Origin of the sequence: Streptococcus suis (genome assembly GCF_024509555.1) — a bacterium.
Taxonomy (GTDB): Bacteria; Bacillota; Bacilli; order Lactobacillales; family Streptococcaceae; genus Streptococcus; species Streptococcus suis_AD.
Window position 1 is genome coordinate 1 of record NZ_JAMWEL010000016.1, and the last position, 17,870, is coordinate 17,870.

Sequence of the window (17,870 nt, forward strand, 5' to 3'; positions counted from 1 at the left end):
GGTTTCAGGAACTTTGAAAATTTTAAAAAACGTATTTTGATTGCTTTGAACATAAAGAAAGAGAGAACGAACTTCGTCCTCTCTAGGTGTTAGCTTTTCATCTACCCACTACAGTTGACAAAGAGCCATTTTAACTTGCTGTGTTGTTTCGAATAGTTCCAACAAGGTCATTATATATCATTGTTTGGAAAAAATCAAGTTCAAAATCAACAAAAACTATAAAACAATATAATTCGTTGTTCATTATAGCAGATTATAATAGAAATTAGCTAATTTTGTGCTTATTACTTTACAACGAAATAATAAAATATGTAATATGAATTATATTAAGTCAATTAATAGGAGGTAATATACTTATGAAGAAAACTTATTCAATCGGATTAGATATTGGAACCAATTCCGTAGGTTGGAGTGTCGTGACAGATGACTATAAAGTTCCCTCTAAAAAGATAAAGGTTTCTGGAAATACAGATAAGAAGTACATCAAAAAAAATTTATTGGGAGCTTTATTATTTGATAGTGGAGAGCCAGCTGCTGCTACAAGGATGAAGCGCACTACTCGTCGCCGTTACATTAGAAGGAACAATCGTCTGCGTTACTTACAAGAGATTTTTGCGGTTCAAATGGAACAAATTGATCCAAATTTCTTTCATCGACTAAAAGAATCATTTCTTGATGAAGAGGATAAGCAATTTGAACAACATCCAATTTTTGGGACATTATCTGAAGAAGTAGCTTATCATCAACAATTTCCGACTATCTATCACTTGAGAAAACACATAGCAGATTCAAAAGAACAAGTAGATTTACGACTGGTTTATATGGCGTTGGCCCATATCATTAAATATAGAGGACATTTTTTAATTGAGGGCGGCTTAGAAAGCAAGGCAGTAGGTATCCAGCAATTGTTTGATGAGTTTGTTCAAGTATACGATAGTATATTTGAGGGCAGTGACTTAGTATCTGTTCATGCAAAAGTAGAGCCCGTTTTGGTTGATAAGTTAAGTAAGTCAGCCAAAAAGGATCGAGTGATGCAGCTATTTCCAACAGAAAAATCAAATGGAAATTTTGCTGAGTTTATGAAGCTGATTGTAGGGAACCAGGCAGATTTCAAAAAAGTTTTCTCATTGGAGGAAAAAGCAGTATTACACCTATCTAAAGATACCTATGAAGAAGACTTAGCTGATTTGCTTGGAAAAGTAGGAGATGAATATCTCGATTTGTTCCATGCGGCTCAGCGGTTGTACGATGCTATTTTACTTGCAGGGATTATTACTACTCAAGATACTGTGACAAAAGCGCCACTCTCTGCTTCTATGGTTCAACGTTATGAGGAACATCAGAGAGATCTAAAAGCGTTGAAAAAACACATCCAGAATTATAATTATGAATTATACAAGGAGATGTTTAATGACAGCACTAAAAATGGTTATGCAGGTTATATTGAGAGAGGGGTTAAACAAGATGAGTTTTACAAATATACTAAAAATATTCTGTCGAAAATTGAAAATTCACAATACTTTATCGACAAAATTGAGCGAGAAGATTTCTTAAGAAAGCAACGAACGTTTGATAATGGTGCAATCCCTCATCAAATTCATTTACAAGAGTTGAGAGCTATTGTCCGTCGACAAGGGGAGCATTATCCATTTTTGAAAGAAGAACAGAATAAAATCGAAGCGTTGCTAACCTTTAGAATACCATATTATGTCGGTCCATTAGCAAGAGGAAATAGTCGTTTTGCATGGGCTGTCAGAAAGTCAAATGAAAAAATAACTCCTTGGAATTTTGAAGAAATTATTGATAAGGAAGAATCTGCGAGGAAATTCATTGAGAGAATGACAAATGTAGATTTGTACTTACCAGATGAAAAGGTTCTACCAAAACATAGTTTCTTGTATGAAAAATTTGCAGTATTCAACGAGCTGACCAAAGTAAAATATATTACCGAGCAAGGTAAGGAAGAATTCTTTGATTGTCATTTGAAACGTGAGATTTTTGAACAAGTCTTTAAGAACAGTCGAAAAGTAAAGAAAAAGGACTTATTGAATTTCTTGGACAAAGAGTTTGAAGAGTTTCGTATTGTTGATATTACGGGACTAGATTCTGAAAAACGAGAGTTTAATTCTTCTTTGGGAACCTATCATGATTTGAAGAAAATTCTTGATAAGGATTTCTTGGATGATGTAGCGAATGAACATCTTCTGGAAGAATTAATATTAACCTTGACACTTTTTGAAGACCGTGAAATGATTCGGAAACGGTTGAGTAAATACAGCGAAGTCCTTACCAAAGAACAGTTGAAAAAACTGGAGAGAAGACACTATACTGGCTGGGGGCGTTTATCTGCTAAACTGCTCAATGGCATTCGCCATAAAGCGACAAATAAGACAATATTAGATTATTTAATGGACGATGGTCATATCAATCGCAATTTTATGCAATTGATTCACGATGATAGCTTAGATTTTAAAACCATTATTTCTGAGGCGCAAGTTATTGGTGAGAAGGAAGACTTTAAGGCTATTGTCGCAGATATTCCAGGAAGTCCTGCAATCAAAAAGGGGATTTTACAAAGTCTAAAAGTAGTTGAGGAGCTAGTTTCTATTATGGGATATGATCCAGAATCCATTATCATTGAAATGGCTCGCGAAAACCAAACGACCAAAAAAGGTCGCAAAAATTCTCAACAACGATTGACAGGTTTGACAAATTCGATTCGAGAGTTAAGCAGCGATATTCTGAAAGAGTTTCCAGTTGATAATAGTCAATTGCAGAATGACCGTCTTTACTTATACTATCTTCAAAATGGTAAAGATATGTACACAGGTGAGACTCTAAATATTGATCAGTTGTCACATTACGATATTGATCACATTATTCCGCAAAGTTTTATAAAAGATGATTCTCTTGATAATCGTGTGTTGACAAGTTCTAAGAGTAATAGAGGAAAATCAGATAGTGTGCCTAGTCAGGAAATTGTTCAAAAAATGAAACCATTTTGGAAGAAGTTGCGTGATGCACAGCTGATTTCAAAACGAAAATTTGATAATTTAACAAAGTCTGAGCGTGGAGGGCTATCGCAGGAAGATAAGGCAGGTTTTATCAAACGACAATTGGTTGAGACACGTCAAATCACAAAACATGTTGCTCGTATATTAGACGAGCGTTTTAATCAGAAGCGTAATACTAATAACAAACCAATTCGAGATGTAAAAATCATCACCTTAAAATCAAACTTGGTTTCACAATTTAGAAAAGAGTTTGAATTGTATAAAATTCGAGAGCTAAATGATTATCATCATGCTCATGATGCTTATTTGAATGCGGTAGTCGGAAAGGCTCTACTCGCAAAATACCCACAATTAGAAGCAGAGTTTGTGTTTGGAGATTATCCAAAGTACAACAGCTATAAAGAGCGGATGACTGCGACGCAAAAAGTACTGTTCTATTCTAATATCTTGAACTTCTTGAAAGATGGTAATAAGCACGGAAACGAAGATGGCGAGGTCATCTGGAATCCAGACTATCATCTTCCAATTATTAAAAAAGTATTGAGCTATCCACAGGTCAATATTGTTAAGAAAACGGAAATTCAAACGGGTGGTTTTTCTAAAGAAAGTATTTTGCCAAAAGGAGATTCAGACAAATTAATTCGTAGGAAAAATAATTGGAATCCTAAAAAGTATGGTGGCTTTGATAGTCCAACCGTTGCTTACTCTGTTCTGGTTATTGCTGATGTCGCAAAAGGGAAGGCTCAGAAGTTAAAAACAGTAAAAGAGTTGGTTGGAATTACTATAATGGAACGCTCTGCGTTTGAAAAAAATCCAATAGTATTTTTAGAATCCAAAGGTTATCAAAATATTCAAGAGAAAAATATTATCAAGCTTTCTAAGTATAGCTTGTTTGAGTTGGAAGAGGGGCGCCGACGATTATTAGCTAGTGCGATTGAACTACAAAAGGGAAATCAACTTGTTTTGGCTCAAGAGCAGATAAATCTACTTTATCATGCCCAACGTGTAAAGAATCTAGAACAACCAGAACACCTACGCTATGTGGAAGAACATAAAGCAGAATTTGAGGTTATTCTTAATACGCTATTGACAGCAGCTGAACGCTATATTCTCAAGCCTAAGGTTATCGAAATGATTAAAAAGGCGATAGAGAATAATCAGCTGGATATCACGCAGTATGCCGAATCGTTTATTAATTTGCTAAAATTCACAGCATTTGGAGCACCAGGAGGATTCAAATGTTTCGGGATTGAAATAAAACAAGCAAACCTCAGATATCAGACGGTAACAGAGTGTCTTAATGCAACTCTCATCCACCAATCTGTAACTGGTCTCTATGAAACACGGATTGATTTAAGTAAACTAGGAGGCGAATAATGGGCTGGCGGACAGTTGTTGTGAACACACATTCCAAGTTGTCCTACAAAAATAATCATTTGATTTTTAAAGATGCTACTCGGACAGAGATGATTCACCTGTCCGAGATAGACGTCTTATTGCTTGAAACGACTGATATTACCCTGTCGACAATGTTAATACAGCGTTTAATGGACGAGAACATCGTTGTCATATTCTGTGACCAAAAACGATTGCCAATTGCACATTTGATGCCGTATTATGCTCGACATGATTCTAGCTTGCAACTCTCAAAGCAGATAAGTTGGGATGAAGAAGTCAAAGCAATTGTGTGGACAACAATCATTGCTCAAAAAATTCGTAACCAAAGCATCTATTTGAGTGCCTGTGGCTTTTTTGAAAAATCAAGTTCCGTAATGAATCTCTATCATGGATTAGCATTATTTGATCCGAGTAATAGAGAAGGTCATGCAGCTCGCATTTATTTTAATACCCTATTTGGAAATGATTTTTCACGTGAGTTAGATAATGATATAAATGCTGGATTGGACTATGGCTATACCTTGCTTTTGAGTATGTTTGCGCGTGAAGTAGTTGTCTCTGGGTGCATGACTCAGTTTGGGCTAAAGCATGCCAATCAGTTTAATCAATTCAATTTCGCGAGTGACATTATGGAACCTTTTCGTCCAATCATTGATAGGATTGTTTACGAAAATCGTAAAGAACCTTTTGTCAAAGTGAAGAAAGAACTGTTTACCATCTTCTCAGATACATTTGAATACAATGGCAAGGAAATGTACTTGACCAATATTGTTAGTGATTATACTAAAAAAGTCATAAAATCCCTGAATAATAAAGGGAATGGAATTCCTGAGTTTACAATATGAGTTACAGATATATGCGAATGATTTTAATGTTTGATATGCCTACCGATACTGCAGAGGAGAGAAAGGCCTACCGTAAATTTCGTAAATTCCTACTTTCAGAAGGTTTTATCATGCACCAATTTTCTGTATATAGCAAGTTGTTATTGAATAATTCGGCTAATACAGCAATGGTAGCTCGGTTAAAAGAGAGTAATCCTCGAAAGGGGAATATCACCTTATTGACAGTTACTGAAAAGCAATTTGCAAGAATGATTTATCTTCACGGGGAAGCAAATATGAGCATCGGAAATACAGATTCCCGTATTGTCATTCTGGGAGAGGAGTTTTGATATGAAATTAAATTTTTCTTTGTTGGATGAAGCAATATCGTTGAATGGATCGGTCATTCTGACTGTGGAAGATACTCAAGTCTTTGCAAAACTCGTTAAGGACTTGTATCAATACTCTGAAGAATCTGATGTAAAGTTCTTTGATACTGATTTTAAATCCGTAAAGGAGTCAGAATTGATGATTGTGACGGATATATTGGGCTATGATATCAATTCTGCACCAATCTTAAAGTTGATACATGCTGATTTAGAAGCTCAATTAAATGATCAGCCGGAAGTTAAATCAATTATCGAAAAATTGGCTAATTCTATTACAGAATTAATCAGTTACGAGTGTTTAGAGAGTGAGTTAGATTTAGAATACGATGAAATCACAATTTTAGAGCTTATCAAAGCCTTAGGAGTCAAAATAGAGACACAAAGTGATACGATATTTGAAAAATGTTTTGAAATACTGCAAATATTTCGTTACCTGACCAAAAAGAAATTACTGATTTTTGTTAACAGTCTATCCTATTTTACCGGTGCTGAAATTGATAAAATAGTGGAATTTATCAATTTGTCGCAGCTAAGGGTTCTATTTTTGGAACCTAGAAGAGTAATAAATCAAACTCAGTATATTTTAGATGAAGACTATTTCTTATTAGTTGAAGAAGTGGTATAATCTAGTAAATAGGAACTTATTTGAAACTGAAATCTGGCTGAGATGAGCAGTGCGATTACGAAATTTCGAAAGAAAAAATTTTCTACGAGGTTTTAGAGCTGTGTTGTTTCGAATGGTTCCAAAACGGGCAGTATGAATGGGATTTGGACAAGTCCGTTTTAGAGCTGTGTTGTTTCGAATGGTTCCAAAACTGGCTAATACACTTTTGACAGGCGAAGAACGTTTTAGAGCTGTGTTGTTTCGAATGGTTCCAAAACTGCTTGATGTGTCTGTGCAAGAATTAGATTGTTTTAGAGCTGTGTTGTTTCGAATGGTTCCAAAACGAGGATATGACACGAAACATCGGTACGTTTGTTTTAGAGCTGTGTTGTTTCGAATGGTTCCAAAACTCGATAGCTACAACCACTGCTTAGATGCGGTGTTTTAGAGCTGTGTTGTTTCGAATGGTTCCAAAACTGACCAAAGTAGTAGGTCGACTCACGTACTGTTTTAGAGCTGTGTTGTTTCGAATGGTTCCAAAACGAAGACCTTGTTATTTAACACGGCCTCACGGTTTTAGAGCTGTGTTGTTTCGAATGGTTCCAAAACAAAATCTTTTGAACAAATGTGGTGATCGTTGTTTTAGAGCTGTGTTGTTTCGAATGGTTCCAAAACAGTAGAATATAGGTTACGTGGAGTTGTCCAGTTTTAGAGCTGTGTTGTTTCGAATGGTTCCAAAACATTACATACCTCCTAATGAAATAAAAGAAAAGTTTTAGAGCTGTGTTGTTTCGAATGGTTCCAAAACTTTGCTGCCGCTCGGACTGCTCCCAGAGCTGTTTTAGAGCTGTGTTGTTTCGAATGGTTCCAAAACGAGGACCATGTCCATAATTGGCTGTGCGAGGTTTTAGAGCTGTGTTGTTTCGAATGGTTCCAAAACACTCTTACAGAAAACCAATGGTTGACTAAAGTTTTAGAGCTGTGTTGTTTCGAATGGTTCCAAAACGTAGTTGAGTTAGGATGTGATAGATTGACAGTTTTAGAGCTGTGTTGTTTCGAATGGTTCCAAAACTTAAAAGACTTTGGGAACTTTTACTTGATTGTTTTAGAGCTGTGTTGTTTCGAATGGTTCCAAAACAGCTATCCGGTACAAACAGAATTTCTTTAAGTTTTAGAGCTGTGTTGTTTCGAATGGTTCCAAAACAGTACCTTTGTATAAGTGTGTACTACCTAAGTTTTAGAGCTGTGTTGTTTCGAATGGTTCCAAAACTATATCTAGGACATATCCAACCATCGGTAATGTTTTAGAGCTGTGTTGTTTCGAATGGTTCCAAAACATTACTACCACAAATTATACGCTAATCACGGTTTTAGAGCTGTGTTGTTTCGAATGGTTCCAAAACTCTTTCTCTTGACGATATTTCTCGTCAGCAGGTTTTAGAGCTGTGTTGTTTCGAATGGTTCCAAAACATGTATAATGGAGAGTATTCTGTCGGTATGGTTTTAGAGCTGTGTTGTTTCGAATGGTTCCAAAACATCTTTGGTGGCTGGTTACTGGCAGGGAATGTTTTAGAGCTGTGTTGTTTCGAATGGTTCCAAAACAAATTAGATGAAGTGTAGTGCTATTTCTATGTTTTAGAGCTGTGTTGTTTCGAATGGTTCCAAAACTTTAAAAATTGCGACAATAAGCACATGACGGTTTTAGAGCTGTGTTGTTTCGAATGGTTCCAAAACCCGTTAATCGATACCATAGAACTTATAGGTGTTTTAGAGCTGTGTTGTTTCGAATGGTTCCAAAACATGCTTTCAATTGATTCTTAGTTAGCAAACGTTTTAGAGCTGTGTTGTTTCGAATGGTTCCAAAACAGAACACTAATTCTTCTCGAGGCACAATGCGTTTTAGAGCTGTGTTGTTTCGAATGGTTCCAAAACGGACCCAGCAAGCGTGCTGACTTGGGTCTTGTTTTAGAGCTGTGTTGTTTCGAATGGTTCCAAAACTTAATTCAAAATCGGTATGCGGTGAACAATCGTTTTAGAGCTGTGTTGTTTCGAATGGTTCCAAAACAGAATATTTTTCGACGGAAGAAAAGCCAATGTTTTAGAGCTGTGTTGTTTCGAATGGTTCCAAAACGAGGTAAACTGTTTTTTCACATCCCATGCATGTTTTAGAGCTGTGTTGTTTCGAATGGTTCCAAAACTATATCGGTTCTACCATAAAGGTGTGGTCAGTTTTAGAGCTGTGTTGTTTCGAATGGTTCCAAAACCTTGGTTATGATAATTTAGACGAATTATTTGGTTTTAGAGCTGTGTTGTTTCGAATGGTTCCAAAACTTGACCTTAGTGCCAGTCAAATCAAGGGCGGTTTTAGAGCTGTGTTGTTTCGAATGGTTCCAAAACGGACTTTTTTAACGTGTTATCATACAAGCGTTTTAGAGTTGTGTTGTTTCGAATGGTTTCAAAATAGCAGGGATTTTAACTGCTGGTGTGATTAAGTTTTAGAGTTGTATTGCTCTAAATAGTTCTTTTAATTCTTAAAAGCAATGTGGCAAAAATATTTAAATATCAAAAAAATAAAGGGGGATTGTAGATGGATGCAAAATCGATTATTTTAATACTTCTGGTTATAACAGTAGTAGTGAATATTTTAACTTTAATCATCAAAATAATTACCAAAAAAATTGAAAGTAAAAAGTATAGATGAATTTGATTCAAAATTCATTTTTGAAGGATGAAAATTAGTGAACAGACAAGTAATTCTCTATCGTAAACTTTCAAAGTTCAAATGACGATTAAAAACATTCAATTTTCCTCCAAGATTTCTAACTCCCTCTTGTCCATTCAAAGTTTTCCATGATATACTATATGTAATCGTTTTACTTCAAAGGAGACAGACATGACAAACCTAAAAGAGCAGGTTGGGATTAAGGCGGCGGAGTTTGCGACGGACGGCATGATTGTTGGACTGGGGACTGGCTCGACTGCCTACTATTTCGTACAGGAGATTGGCCGCCGGGTTGCAGAAGAAGGGTTACAAATCACAGGCGTAACGACCTCTCATGCTACGGCAGAACATGCTGCGTCCCTTGGGATTCCCCTAAAAAACATTGACGAAGTTGATTATGTAGACCTGACGGTAGATGGGGCTGACGAGGTGGATGGTGCCTTCAATGGTATTAAGGGTGGCGGTGCTGCACTGCTCATGGAGAAGGTGGTTGCAGTCAATAGTAAGGACTGCATCTGGATTGTGGATGAGTCCAAGGTGGTAGATACCCTAGGTGCTTTCAAATTACCAGTGGAAGTCGTGCAGTACGGTGCGGAAAATCTCTATCGATTCTTTGAGGCCAAAGGCTACAGACCAAGTTTTCGGATGAAAGACGGCCAGAAGCACGTGACCGATATGAAGAATTTCATTATCGATCTTGACCTGCAACGCATTGAGGATACGGAGGCCTTAGCAGACGAGTTGGATAAAACAGTGGGCGTCGTCGAGCATGGGCTCTTTATTGGCTTGATTTCCAAGGTCATTGTCGGGACGCCACAAGGACCAAAAATATTGGAAAAACAATAAGTTGAAAACGCTTCTCATTATTCTGTAATGGGAAGCGTTTTTGTGGTATAATGAAAAGACGAACAAAAGAATTGTATTGATAGTTCAGTGCTTTGCTTGTCGATACACGTTCTTAGAAAAAGGAGTTCTTATGTCTACATTTAATCGTATTCACCTGGTGGTTATGGATTCTGTCGGAATTGGTGCAGCACCAGATGCAGATAAATTTTTCAACGCTGGGATTGCGGACACGGAGTCTGACACCCTCGGTCACATCTCTGAAAAAGCAGGTCTTGCTGTACCAAACATGGCAAAAATCGGTCTTGGGAACATCCCTCGTGACACAGCTCTTGCTACGGTTCCTGCTGTGGAAAATCCGACTGGTTACGTGACCAAGTTAGAAGAAGTATCGCTCGGAAAAGATACTATGACAGGCCACTGGGAAATCATGGGCCTCAATATCACTGAGCCATTCGATACGTTCTGGGACGGCTTCCCAGAGGAGATTTTGACAAAAATCGAAGAATTCTCAGGCCGTAAAATCATCCGCGAGGCGAATAAGCCGTATTCAGGTACAGCTGTCATTGATGACTTTGGCCCTCGCCAAATGGAAACTGGGGAGTTGATTGTGTACACTTCCGCAGACCCAGTCCTTCAGATTGCAGCCCACGAAGACATTATTCCCTTGGACGAATTGTACCGTATCTGTGAGTACGCTCGTTCGATTACGCTTGAACGCCCAGCTCTTCTTGGTCGTATCATCGCTCGTCCATACGTTGGTGAGCCGGGTAATTTCTCTCGGACTGCCAACCGTCATGACTATGCGGTGTCACCGTTTGAAGCAACTGTTCTCAACAAGCTTGCGGATGCAGGAGTTCCTACCTACTCTGTCGGCAAAATCAGCGATATTTTCAACGCATCAGGTATTACTAACGACATGGGCCACACCAAGTCAAACATGCACGGTGTAGATGTCCTTCTTGACACCATGCAGTTGGCTGACTTTGAGAAAGGTTTCTCATTTACCAATTTGGTTGACTTTGATGCTGTTTATGGTCACCGTCGTGACATCGAAGGCTACCGCGATTGCTTGCAGGAATTCGATGCCCGTATTCCAGAGTTGATTGAAAATTTACGTGAAGATGACCTGCTCTTGATTACGGCTGACCATGGAAATGATCCATCCTACGCAGGTACAGACCATACACGTGAATACATTCCACTCTTGGCTTATAGCAAATCCTTCACAGGTAGCGGCGTTTTGCCAGTCGGACATTTTGCGGATATCTCAGCGACTATTGCTGAAAACTTCGGTGTTGAAAAAGCTATGATTGGCGAAAGCTTCTTAGGAGCCCTAGTCTAATGGAACAACTGACGGTCTATATCAATCCCGACTGTAGCAAATGTAAGAAATTACAAGTCTTATTACCTAGTCAGAACTTGGACATCAAGTGGGTCAATTATTTAGAAAATCCTTTGACAGAGGCAGAATTGACAGCTCTTTTGAAAAAAATGGGCAGTCAACCTTCAGCAGTCATTCGGTTGACAGAAGAGGAACGAGCAGGCTTGTCAGAAGAAGAACTTTTCCAGCGTTTATTGGAAGAACCTACTACTCTTAATCGCCCCATTATTGAGCGAGAGCAGACAGCCTTCCTCTGTCGTCCACTTGAAATCATTAAAGAAAAAATGCCAGAATACGACTGGTCAGCTTATTTATAAGAAAGGTAGCTATGGACAAAGTAACCATTTACCACAATCCAGAATGTGGCACTTCTCGCAACACTCTTGCCCTCATTCGCCATATTGGGATTGAGCCTGAAGTAATTCTTTACTTAGAGACACCTCCTACCAAGGAAAAATTGGTAGAGTTGCTGGCGGAAATGGGATTAACAGCAAAAGATCTACTTCGGACCAATGTGCCCCCTTATGAAAATATGGGAATTGATTGGGACAAGGCAGACGAGGATGATATTTTATCTGCAATGGTTACAGAACCAATCCTCATCAATCGACCGATTGTTGTGAGTTCCAAAGGGGTGAAATTGTGCCGTCCGTCGGAAATTGTGCTGGATTTACTCCCGCCAATGACAGCAGATTTTATCAAGGAAGAAGGAGAAGTTGTCTCTCCTCGCTAAGAGTGACGGCTTACAGTTGTCTGCTCGGTAGCAATAAAGAGAATATGTATAATACGACTGGAAGAAACTAATTGCTATTTTTTGAGGCAATAATATGGAATTTATCATATCTTATAAAGAAGAATTTAGTTTAGTAGCTGTTTCTTACGAGAGTGGATACAGTAGTCTATATGAATGTGAACGATTATTTATAAGATTAAAAGAATACTCAGACTATTTTGAAAGTGATCTAATTCGTTTATATGATATGGGCACAGATTGTCAAAATCAAATGATTACCGATATTGAACAAACAAGACATCTTGCATTAGAAAAATATTATAATAAAGATTGTAAAGACTTTTATTAAAAAGGAGAAAAAATGAGTTTACTTGCAAAAATTTATGAAACAAAAGCTTTTTTAGAAGAAAAAGGAATGATTAAGCCAGAATTCGGTTTGATTTTAGGTTCTGGCTTGGGCGAATTAGCGGAAGAAGTAGAAAATGCTATTGTCATCGACTATGCAGATATTCCAAACTGGGGTAAGTCAACAGTTGTAGGTCACGCTGGTAAGTTGGTTTATGGTGATTTGGCTGGTCGCAAGGTTTTGGCGCTTCAAGGTCGTTTCCACTTTTACGAAGGCAATCCAATGGAAGTTGTGACTTTCCCAGTCCGTGTCATGAAAGCCCTTGGTTGTGAAGGCGTGATTGTTACTAATGCTGCAGGTGGTATCGGCTACGGTCCAGGTACCCTTATGGCCATTACAGACCACATCAACATGACTGGCCAAAATCCATTGATTGGCGAAAACTTGGAAGAATTTGGTCCACGTTTCCCAGATATGTCTAACGCCTACACCAAAGAATACCGTGAAAAAGCGCATGCTGTTGCGGAAAAATTGGGTATCAAGTTGGACAATGGTGTTTACCTCGGTGTGACAGGTCCTACATACGAGACACCTGCTGAAATCTTGGCCTTCAAGACCATGGGTGCCCACGCAGTTGGTATGTCAACAGTGCCAGAAGTCATCGTCGCAGCTCACTCAGGTATGAAAGTCTTGGGAATTTCTGCTATCACTAACTTTGCGGCAGGTTTCCAATCCGAACTCAACCACGAAGAAGTGGTAGAAGTAACCGAGCAAATCAAGGGCAACTTCAAGGGATTGGTGAAAGCTATCTTGGCTGAGTTGTAGGAGGGACCAATGACCAACAAACCCTGGTTCAGTGTTCTGAAAGGGATAGGCATTATTGCGCTACTTACAATCGTATGGTTGTTCTTCTTCGCAGTTATTGATACAAGTGGCTCTGAAACCAACTATGAGCCTTTTGATGGTGCTTCGATTATTTGTGCAGTAATTTCTTATCTGATTATTTTATTTATACTACAATATAATAAGGTTGTTCACTTAAAAGAGGAGATTACCACTTCTTACAATGCAATAGAGATTAAACAACTACATGTTACAAAGTTGTTGGACCAACTACAAGAAGTGACGGATAAAATTGTAGATCACGAGTTAAAAATGTCTGTGAAGAATACTTTTTCCGAGTTGATTGAAGAGGAGAAGCAATCAGATCGTTTGACTGCAGAAGGAAATGATGCCAATCATCATCAGACCAAGAAGAAATTTACTTCCAATTCAGGTTCAAACAATTTCCATGACCATCTGTCGCAACAATCTGAAAAAGTTACAAAGTTGGGGGAACGGATCGAACGGGATACAAAAGGAAGGGCTGATGAGAGTTTGCGGGATTTGATGCAAGAAATCAAAGAAGCTGAAGCTCTGGTGACCAACCAACGCCTGTATTACAACGATACGGTTTCACAATACAATAAATCAATCTATGCCTTGCCATTTGCCTTCTTAAGAGGGACACTTGGTTTTAAGGAGCAAGCCTATATGTAACCTAGTCAATTTGGAATCTGTGTTACATAAATAGAGAAAAGAAAGGAAGGGCTAGTAGCCCTTTGTGAAAAAAATGAGTATCCATATTTCCGCAAAACCAGGCGAAATCGCTGATAAAATTTTGCTTCCTGGTGATCCGCTTCGTGCTAAATTTATCGCTGAAAACTTCCTTGAAGACGCAGTTTGCTTCAACGAAGTTCGCAATATGTTCGGCTACACAGGTACCTATAAGGGTCATCGTGTCTCTGTCATGGGAACAGGTATGGGAATGCCATCCATCTCTATCTATGCCCATGAATTGATCAACGAATATGGTGTGAAAAAACTAATTCGTGTGGGAACAGCAGGCTCACTGAGTGCTGATGTTCATGTTCGTGAATTGGTCTTGGCGCAAGCAGCAGCAACCAACTCTAAAATGATGAACATTGACTGGCCAGAATATGACTTGCCACAAATTGCAAGTTTCAACCTTTTGGACAAGGCCTATCACATTGCCAAAGACCTGAATCTGACGACTCATGTCGGCAATGTTCTGTCTTCAGATAGTTTCTACTCACCAAAACTTTTCAGTCGTAATTTGGAACTTGGTCAAATTGGTGTCAAGGCAGTCGAAATGGAAGCAGCAGCCCTCTACTACTTGGGTGCTAAATTTGGCGTTGAAACACTGGCTATTATGACCATTTCTGATAGCTTGGTCAATCCAGAAGAAGATACCACAGCAGAAGAGCGTCAAAACACCTTCACAGACATGATGAAGGTTGGTTTGGAGACCCTAATTTCTGAATAAAAAATAGGCAAACTATTTATGCAATTTTGCATAATAGCTTGTCTTTTTTTAGTAAATAGGTTATAATGAAGAAAACGTTTACAAAAATTGATAGAAACGTTTCTGAATGATTACATTAATATATTTAAAAAAGGAGTATTAGAGTGATTAATTTACAAAATTTTGTCCAGTCTATGTATGCTAAACGTATCGAGGACTGTTCAGACTATGAACTATACTATGCTTTGCTCGCATTTACCAAGCAGCAAAGTGAGGCAAAATACACCAATGAGCAGAAGAAAAAAGTATATTACATTTCTGCGGAATTCTTGATTGGTAAACTCTTGTCCAACAACCTGATTAACTTAGGTGTCTATGATGAGGTGAAGAGCCAGTTAGCAGCTGCTGGCAAGGATTTGATTGCCATTGAAGATGTCGAAATGGAGCCATCTCTTGGTAACGGTGGTTTGGGTCGCTTGGCTGCCTGCTTCCTTGATTCCATTGCAAGTCTTGGTCTAAATGGTGATGGTGTTGGTCTTAACTATCACTTTGGACTATTCCGTCAGTTGTTTGAATACCACCAACAATCGGCAGTGCCAAATGAGTGGATTACGCCACGTTCTTGGTTGACTGAGTCACCAATTTCTTATCAAGTACCTTTTGCAAATTTTACTTTGACTTCTAAGTTGTACGATATCGATGTACCTGGCTATAAGACAGAACGGAAGAACCGCTTGCGTTTGTTTGACTTAGGCTCTGTGGATGACAATATCATCTATGATGGGATTGAGTTTGACAAGGAAGACATTTTCCGCAATTTGACTCTCTTCCTCTATCCAGATGATTCAACGGATGAGGGGAAAGTTCTCCGAATCTTCCAACAATATTTCATGGTATCCAACGCGGCTCAACTCTTGATTGATGAAGCAGTTGCTAAAGGTTCAAACCTCCATGACTTGCCAGACTATGCAGTGGTTCAAATCAACGACACTCACCCATCGCTTGTCATTCCAGAATTGATTCGTTTGTTGGAGCTTCGCGGTATTTCCTTTGATGAGGCAATCGAAATTGTTAAGAAGATGACTGCCTATACCAACCACACTATCTTGTCTGAAGCCCTTGAGAAATGGCCGCTTGATTTCTTGAATCGTGTGGTTCCTCACTTAGTACCATTTATCGAGGAGTTGGACCGTCGTGCAAAAGAAGTGAAGAATGATCCAGCAGTCAATATCATCGATGAACATGGCCGTGTTCACATGGCACACATGGATATTCACTATGGATATTCTATCAACGGTGTGGCTGCCCTCCATACTGAAATCTTGAAAACTTCTGAGTTGAAGGCCTTTTACGAGCTCTATCCAGAGAAGTTTAACAACAAGACAAACGGTATCACCTTCCGCCGTTGGCTTATGCATGCCAACCCAAGTCTAGCAAGCTACCTTGATAGCTTGCTCGGCCATGGTTACCACCACGATGCCAGTGAGTTAGAGAAACTCTTAGATCACAAAGACAGTAAGGAATTGAGAGCATGGTTGGAAAAAACAAAGCAACACAACAAGCGGAAGTTGCAACGTCATATTGCCAAAACTCAAGGTGTAGATGTCAATCCTGAATCTATCTTTGATGTGCAAATCAAGCGTATGCACGAGTACAAGCGTCAACAGATGAATGTCCTCTATGTTATCCATAAGTATTTGGATATCAAGGCAGGTAATATCCCGACTCGTCCGTTAACAGTCTTCTTTGGAGGAAAAGCAGCTCCAGCCTATACAACAGCTCAAGACATCATCCACTTGATTCTGGTCTTATCACAGGTTATTAAAAATGATCCAGAAGTGGCACCACATTTGCAGCTAGTTATGATTGAGAACTACAACGTAACCGAAGCTAGCTTTATCATTCCAGCAGCGGATATTTCTGAGCAAATTTCACTTGCATCTAAGGAAGCATCTGGTACAGGTAACATGAAATTCATGCTGAACGGTGCCTTAACTATCGGTACAGATGATGGTGCCAATGTGGAAATTCATGAATTGGTTGGCGATGAAAACATCTACATCTTCGGTCAAGATAGCCAGACTGTTATCAACCACTATGCAAATGGAACCTATCATCCTTATGCCTTCTATGAGCGTGAAGCCATCCGTCCATTGATTGATTTCATCACTTCTGACACTATTCGTCAGGCTGGTGGTATCGATGAACGCCTCTGGCGCCTGCAGGACAACCTCAAGCACAATGACCACTTCATGACCCTGCTGGACTTGGAAGACTATATTGTGACTAAGGAAAGAATGTTGGCTGACTATGAAGACCGCGATAGCTGGTTGGACAAGGTCATCGTCAACATTGCCAAGGCTGGTTTCTTCTCTTCAGACCGTACTATCCAACAGTACAACGAAGACATCTGGCATTTGGAAACAAAAGGAAAATAAATTGGAGTACTATTTTGGGTTAGTGACTAGTTGTAAATGAATGTCACAGGAAAGACTACTTGCTTTGATTGTCAACAATTCTTAATTATCATATAAAAAAATAGAGGAAAATCCTCTATTTTTTTATGATAACCAACAATAATATGTTATACTATTAATAAAGTGTGGAGGTTTTTATATGAGTCATCATTTTGTTCCATCTGTTTTTTCGGATTTACGACAGGATATTGTTCAGGTGCCTGAGGTCATTAAAACATGTAGTGGTATTCGAATCTATGGTCGTCGTATTCGTTCGGTCTTGTTTACAACGGATGTATCCATTATAGCCAATCACAATGCGGATGCTATTTTAGCTGTCTATCCCTTTACACCAAGTCCTGCTATTATCAAAAGTATCATGATGGTTTCCTCGGTTCCTGTTTTGGCAGGTGTTGGGGGCGGTTTAACGACAGGATTAAGGTCAGCCAATATGAGCCTGCTTTCAGAGTCTGAGGGGGCTTATGCAGTTGTTGTAAATGGCCCCACGGATGTCAAAACAATTGAGGAGATCAATAAGATGGTTGATATTCCGATTATTTATACAGTTGTATCTGAAAAATCTGATATTGCTTCCCGAATTGAAGCAGGTGTTGATATTTTAAACGTTTCCTGTGGTGTAGATACACCAAATGTAGTTAGGAAAATTCGAGAATCATTTCCAGATTTTCCAATTATAGCCACAGGTGGTCCAACTGAAGAATCAATCCGGCGCGTGATTGAAGCTGGTGCAAATGCCGTTTCCTATACAGCACCAAGTAATGGTGAGCTTTTCAAAGGGAAAATGGAAAAGTATCGAAAATACGCCAAGGACTAACCAGCCCTTGCATTCTT

General features: G+C 38.8%; 14 protein-coding genes and 1 CRISPR repeat array. All 14 genes read left to right on the forward strand.

Features of this window, described 5'->3' with window-relative positions; translation table 11 throughout:
- The first annotated feature begins 356 nt into the window (after positions 1-356).
- The 14 genes from cas9 to NF418_RS07470 all read left to right on the forward strand — a co-directional run bounded on the left by cas9 (position 357) and on the right by NF418_RS07470 (position 17,853).
- Entirely contained in the window at positions 357-4,391 is a 4,035-nt protein-coding gene (gene cas9, locus NF418_RS07405) for a type II CRISPR RNA-guided endonuclease Cas9 (RefSeq protein WP_256779055.1), read from the forward strand.
- Positions 4,391-5,257: a type II CRISPR-associated endonuclease Cas1 gene (gene cas1, locus NF418_RS07410; protein ID WP_256779056.1), complete on the forward strand. Its 867-nt coding sequence runs from the start codon at positions 4,391-4,393 to the stop codon at positions 5,255-5,257. The genes cas9 and cas1 overlap by 1 nt, the downstream gene beginning before the upstream one ends.
- Complete coding sequence (gene cas2 / locus NF418_RS07415) at positions 5,254-5,586, forward strand: CRISPR-associated endonuclease Cas2 (RefSeq protein WP_256779057.1); 333 nt, start codon at positions 5,254-5,256, stop codon at positions 5,584-5,586. Before cas1 ends, cas2 begins: the two co-directional genes overlap by 4 nt.
- 1 nt (position 5,587) lies before the next feature.
- The gene (gene csn2 / locus NF418_RS07420) at positions 5,588-6,250 is read left to right on the forward strand and encodes a type II-A CRISPR-associated protein Csn2 (protein WP_256779058.1); all 663 of its coding nucleotides are present in this window, start codon (positions 5,588-5,590) and stop codon (positions 6,248-6,250) included.
- Positions 6,251-6,339: 89 nt separating this feature from the next.
- A CRISPR array of direct repeats spans positions 6,340-8,691; the repeat unit is 36 nt; unit sequence GTTTTAGAGCTGTGTTGTTTCGAATGGTTCCAAAAC.
- A 431-nt stretch (positions 8,692-9,122) separates the two neighbouring features.
- Positions 9,123-9,797: a ribose-5-phosphate isomerase RpiA gene (gene rpiA / locus NF418_RS07425; RefSeq protein WP_256779059.1), complete on the forward strand. Its 675-nt coding sequence runs from the start codon at positions 9,123-9,125 to the stop codon at positions 9,795-9,797.
- 130 nt (positions 9,798-9,927) lie between these two features.
- Positions 9,928-11,139, forward strand: coding sequence for a phosphopentomutase (locus NF418_RS07430; RefSeq protein ID WP_256779060.1), 1,212 nt, complete (start codon positions 9,928-9,930; stop codon positions 11,137-11,139).
- Positions 11,139-11,495 carry an arsenate reductase family protein gene (locus tag NF418_RS07435; RefSeq protein WP_256779061.1) on the forward strand — a complete coding sequence of 119 codons (357 nt, stop codon included), beginning with the start codon at positions 11,139-11,141 and terminating at the stop codon, positions 11,493-11,495. Before NF418_RS07430 ends, NF418_RS07435 begins: the two co-directional genes overlap by 1 nt.
- An 11-nt stretch (positions 11,496-11,506) precedes the next feature.
- Positions 11,507-11,911, forward strand: coding sequence for an arsenate reductase (glutaredoxin) (gene arsC / locus NF418_RS07440; RefSeq protein ID WP_256779062.1), 405 nt, complete (start codon positions 11,507-11,509; stop codon positions 11,909-11,911).
- Between the two features lie 94 nt (positions 11,912-12,005).
- Entirely contained in the window at positions 12,006-12,260 is a 255-nt protein-coding gene (locus NF418_RS07445; protein ID WP_256779063.1) for a hypothetical protein, read from the forward strand.
- 12 nt (positions 12,261-12,272) lie between these two features.
- Complete coding sequence (locus NF418_RS07450; RefSeq protein ID WP_256779065.1) at positions 12,273-13,082, forward strand: purine-nucleoside phosphorylase; 810 nt, start codon at positions 12,273-12,275, stop codon at positions 13,080-13,082.
- A gap of 9 nt (positions 13,083-13,091) precedes the next feature.
- A complete protein-coding gene (locus tag NF418_RS07455) occupies positions 13,092-13,796 on the forward strand; it encodes a LemA family protein (RefSeq protein WP_256779066.1) in 705 nt (234 codons plus the stop codon).
- A 73-nt stretch (positions 13,797-13,869) separates the two neighbouring features.
- On the forward strand, positions 13,870-14,583 hold the full coding sequence (gene deoD, locus NF418_RS07460; RefSeq protein WP_256779090.1) for a purine-nucleoside phosphorylase: 714 nt from the start codon (positions 13,870-13,872) through the stop codon (positions 14,581-14,583).
- Positions 14,584-14,726: 143 nt separating this feature from the next.
- Positions 14,727-17,000, forward strand: a complete 2,274-nt coding sequence (locus NF418_RS07465) for a glycogen/starch/alpha-glucan phosphorylase (RefSeq protein WP_256779067.1) — start codon at positions 14,727-14,729, stop codon at positions 16,998-17,000.
- 178 nt (positions 17,001-17,178) lie between these two features.
- Positions 17,179-17,853, forward strand: a complete 675-nt coding sequence (locus tag NF418_RS07470) for a hydrolase (protein ID WP_172000358.1) — start codon at positions 17,179-17,181, stop codon at positions 17,851-17,853.
- Positions 17,854-17,870 lie beyond the last annotated feature (17 nt).

What these genes read in the sequence shown, in the direction of transcription:
- arsC (WP_256779062.1), top strand. Translation starts at nt 11,507, where the DNA reads ATGGACAAAGTAACCATTTACCACAATCCAGAATGTGGCACTTCTCGC.
- NF418_RS07430 (WP_256779060.1), top strand. Translation starts at nt 9,928, where the DNA reads ATGTCTACATTTAATCGTATTCACCTGGTGGTTATGGATTCTGTCGGA.
- csn2 (WP_256779058.1), top strand. Translation starts at nt 5,588, where the DNA reads ATGAAATTAAATTTTTCTTTGTTGGATGAAGCAATATCGTTGAATGGA.
- NF418_RS07470 (WP_172000358.1), top strand. Translation starts at nt 17,179, where the DNA reads ATGAGTCATCATTTTGTTCCATCTGTTTTTTCGGATTTACGACAGGAT.
- NF418_RS07445 (WP_256779063.1), top strand. Translation starts at nt 12,006, where the DNA reads ATGGAATTTATCATATCTTATAAAGAAGAATTTAGTTTAGTAGCTGTT.
- NF418_RS07455 (WP_256779066.1), top strand. Translation starts at nt 13,092, where the DNA reads ATGACCAACAAACCCTGGTTCAGTGTTCTGAAAGGGATAGGCATTATT.
- rpiA (WP_256779059.1), top strand. Translation starts at nt 9,123, where the DNA reads ATGACAAACCTAAAAGAGCAGGTTGGGATTAAGGCGGCGGAGTTTGCG.
- cas2 (WP_256779057.1), top strand. Translation starts at nt 5,254, where the DNA reads ATGAGTTACAGATATATGCGAATGATTTTAATGTTTGATATGCCTACC.
- NF418_RS07435 (WP_256779061.1), top strand. Translation starts at nt 11,139, where the DNA reads ATGGAACAACTGACGGTCTATATCAATCCCGACTGTAGCAAATGTAAG.
- NF418_RS07450 (WP_256779065.1), top strand. Translation starts at nt 12,273, where the DNA reads ATGAGTTTACTTGCAAAAATTTATGAAACAAAAGCTTTTTTAGAAGAA.
- deoD (WP_256779090.1), top strand. Translation starts at nt 13,870, where the DNA reads ATGAGTATCCATATTTCCGCAAAACCAGGCGAAATCGCTGATAAAATT.
- cas1 (WP_256779056.1), top strand. Translation starts at nt 4,391, where the DNA reads ATGGGCTGGCGGACAGTTGTTGTGAACACACATTCCAAGTTGTCCTAC.
- cas9 (WP_256779055.1), top strand. Translation starts at nt 357, where the DNA reads ATGAAGAAAACTTATTCAATCGGATTAGATATTGGAACCAATTCCGTA.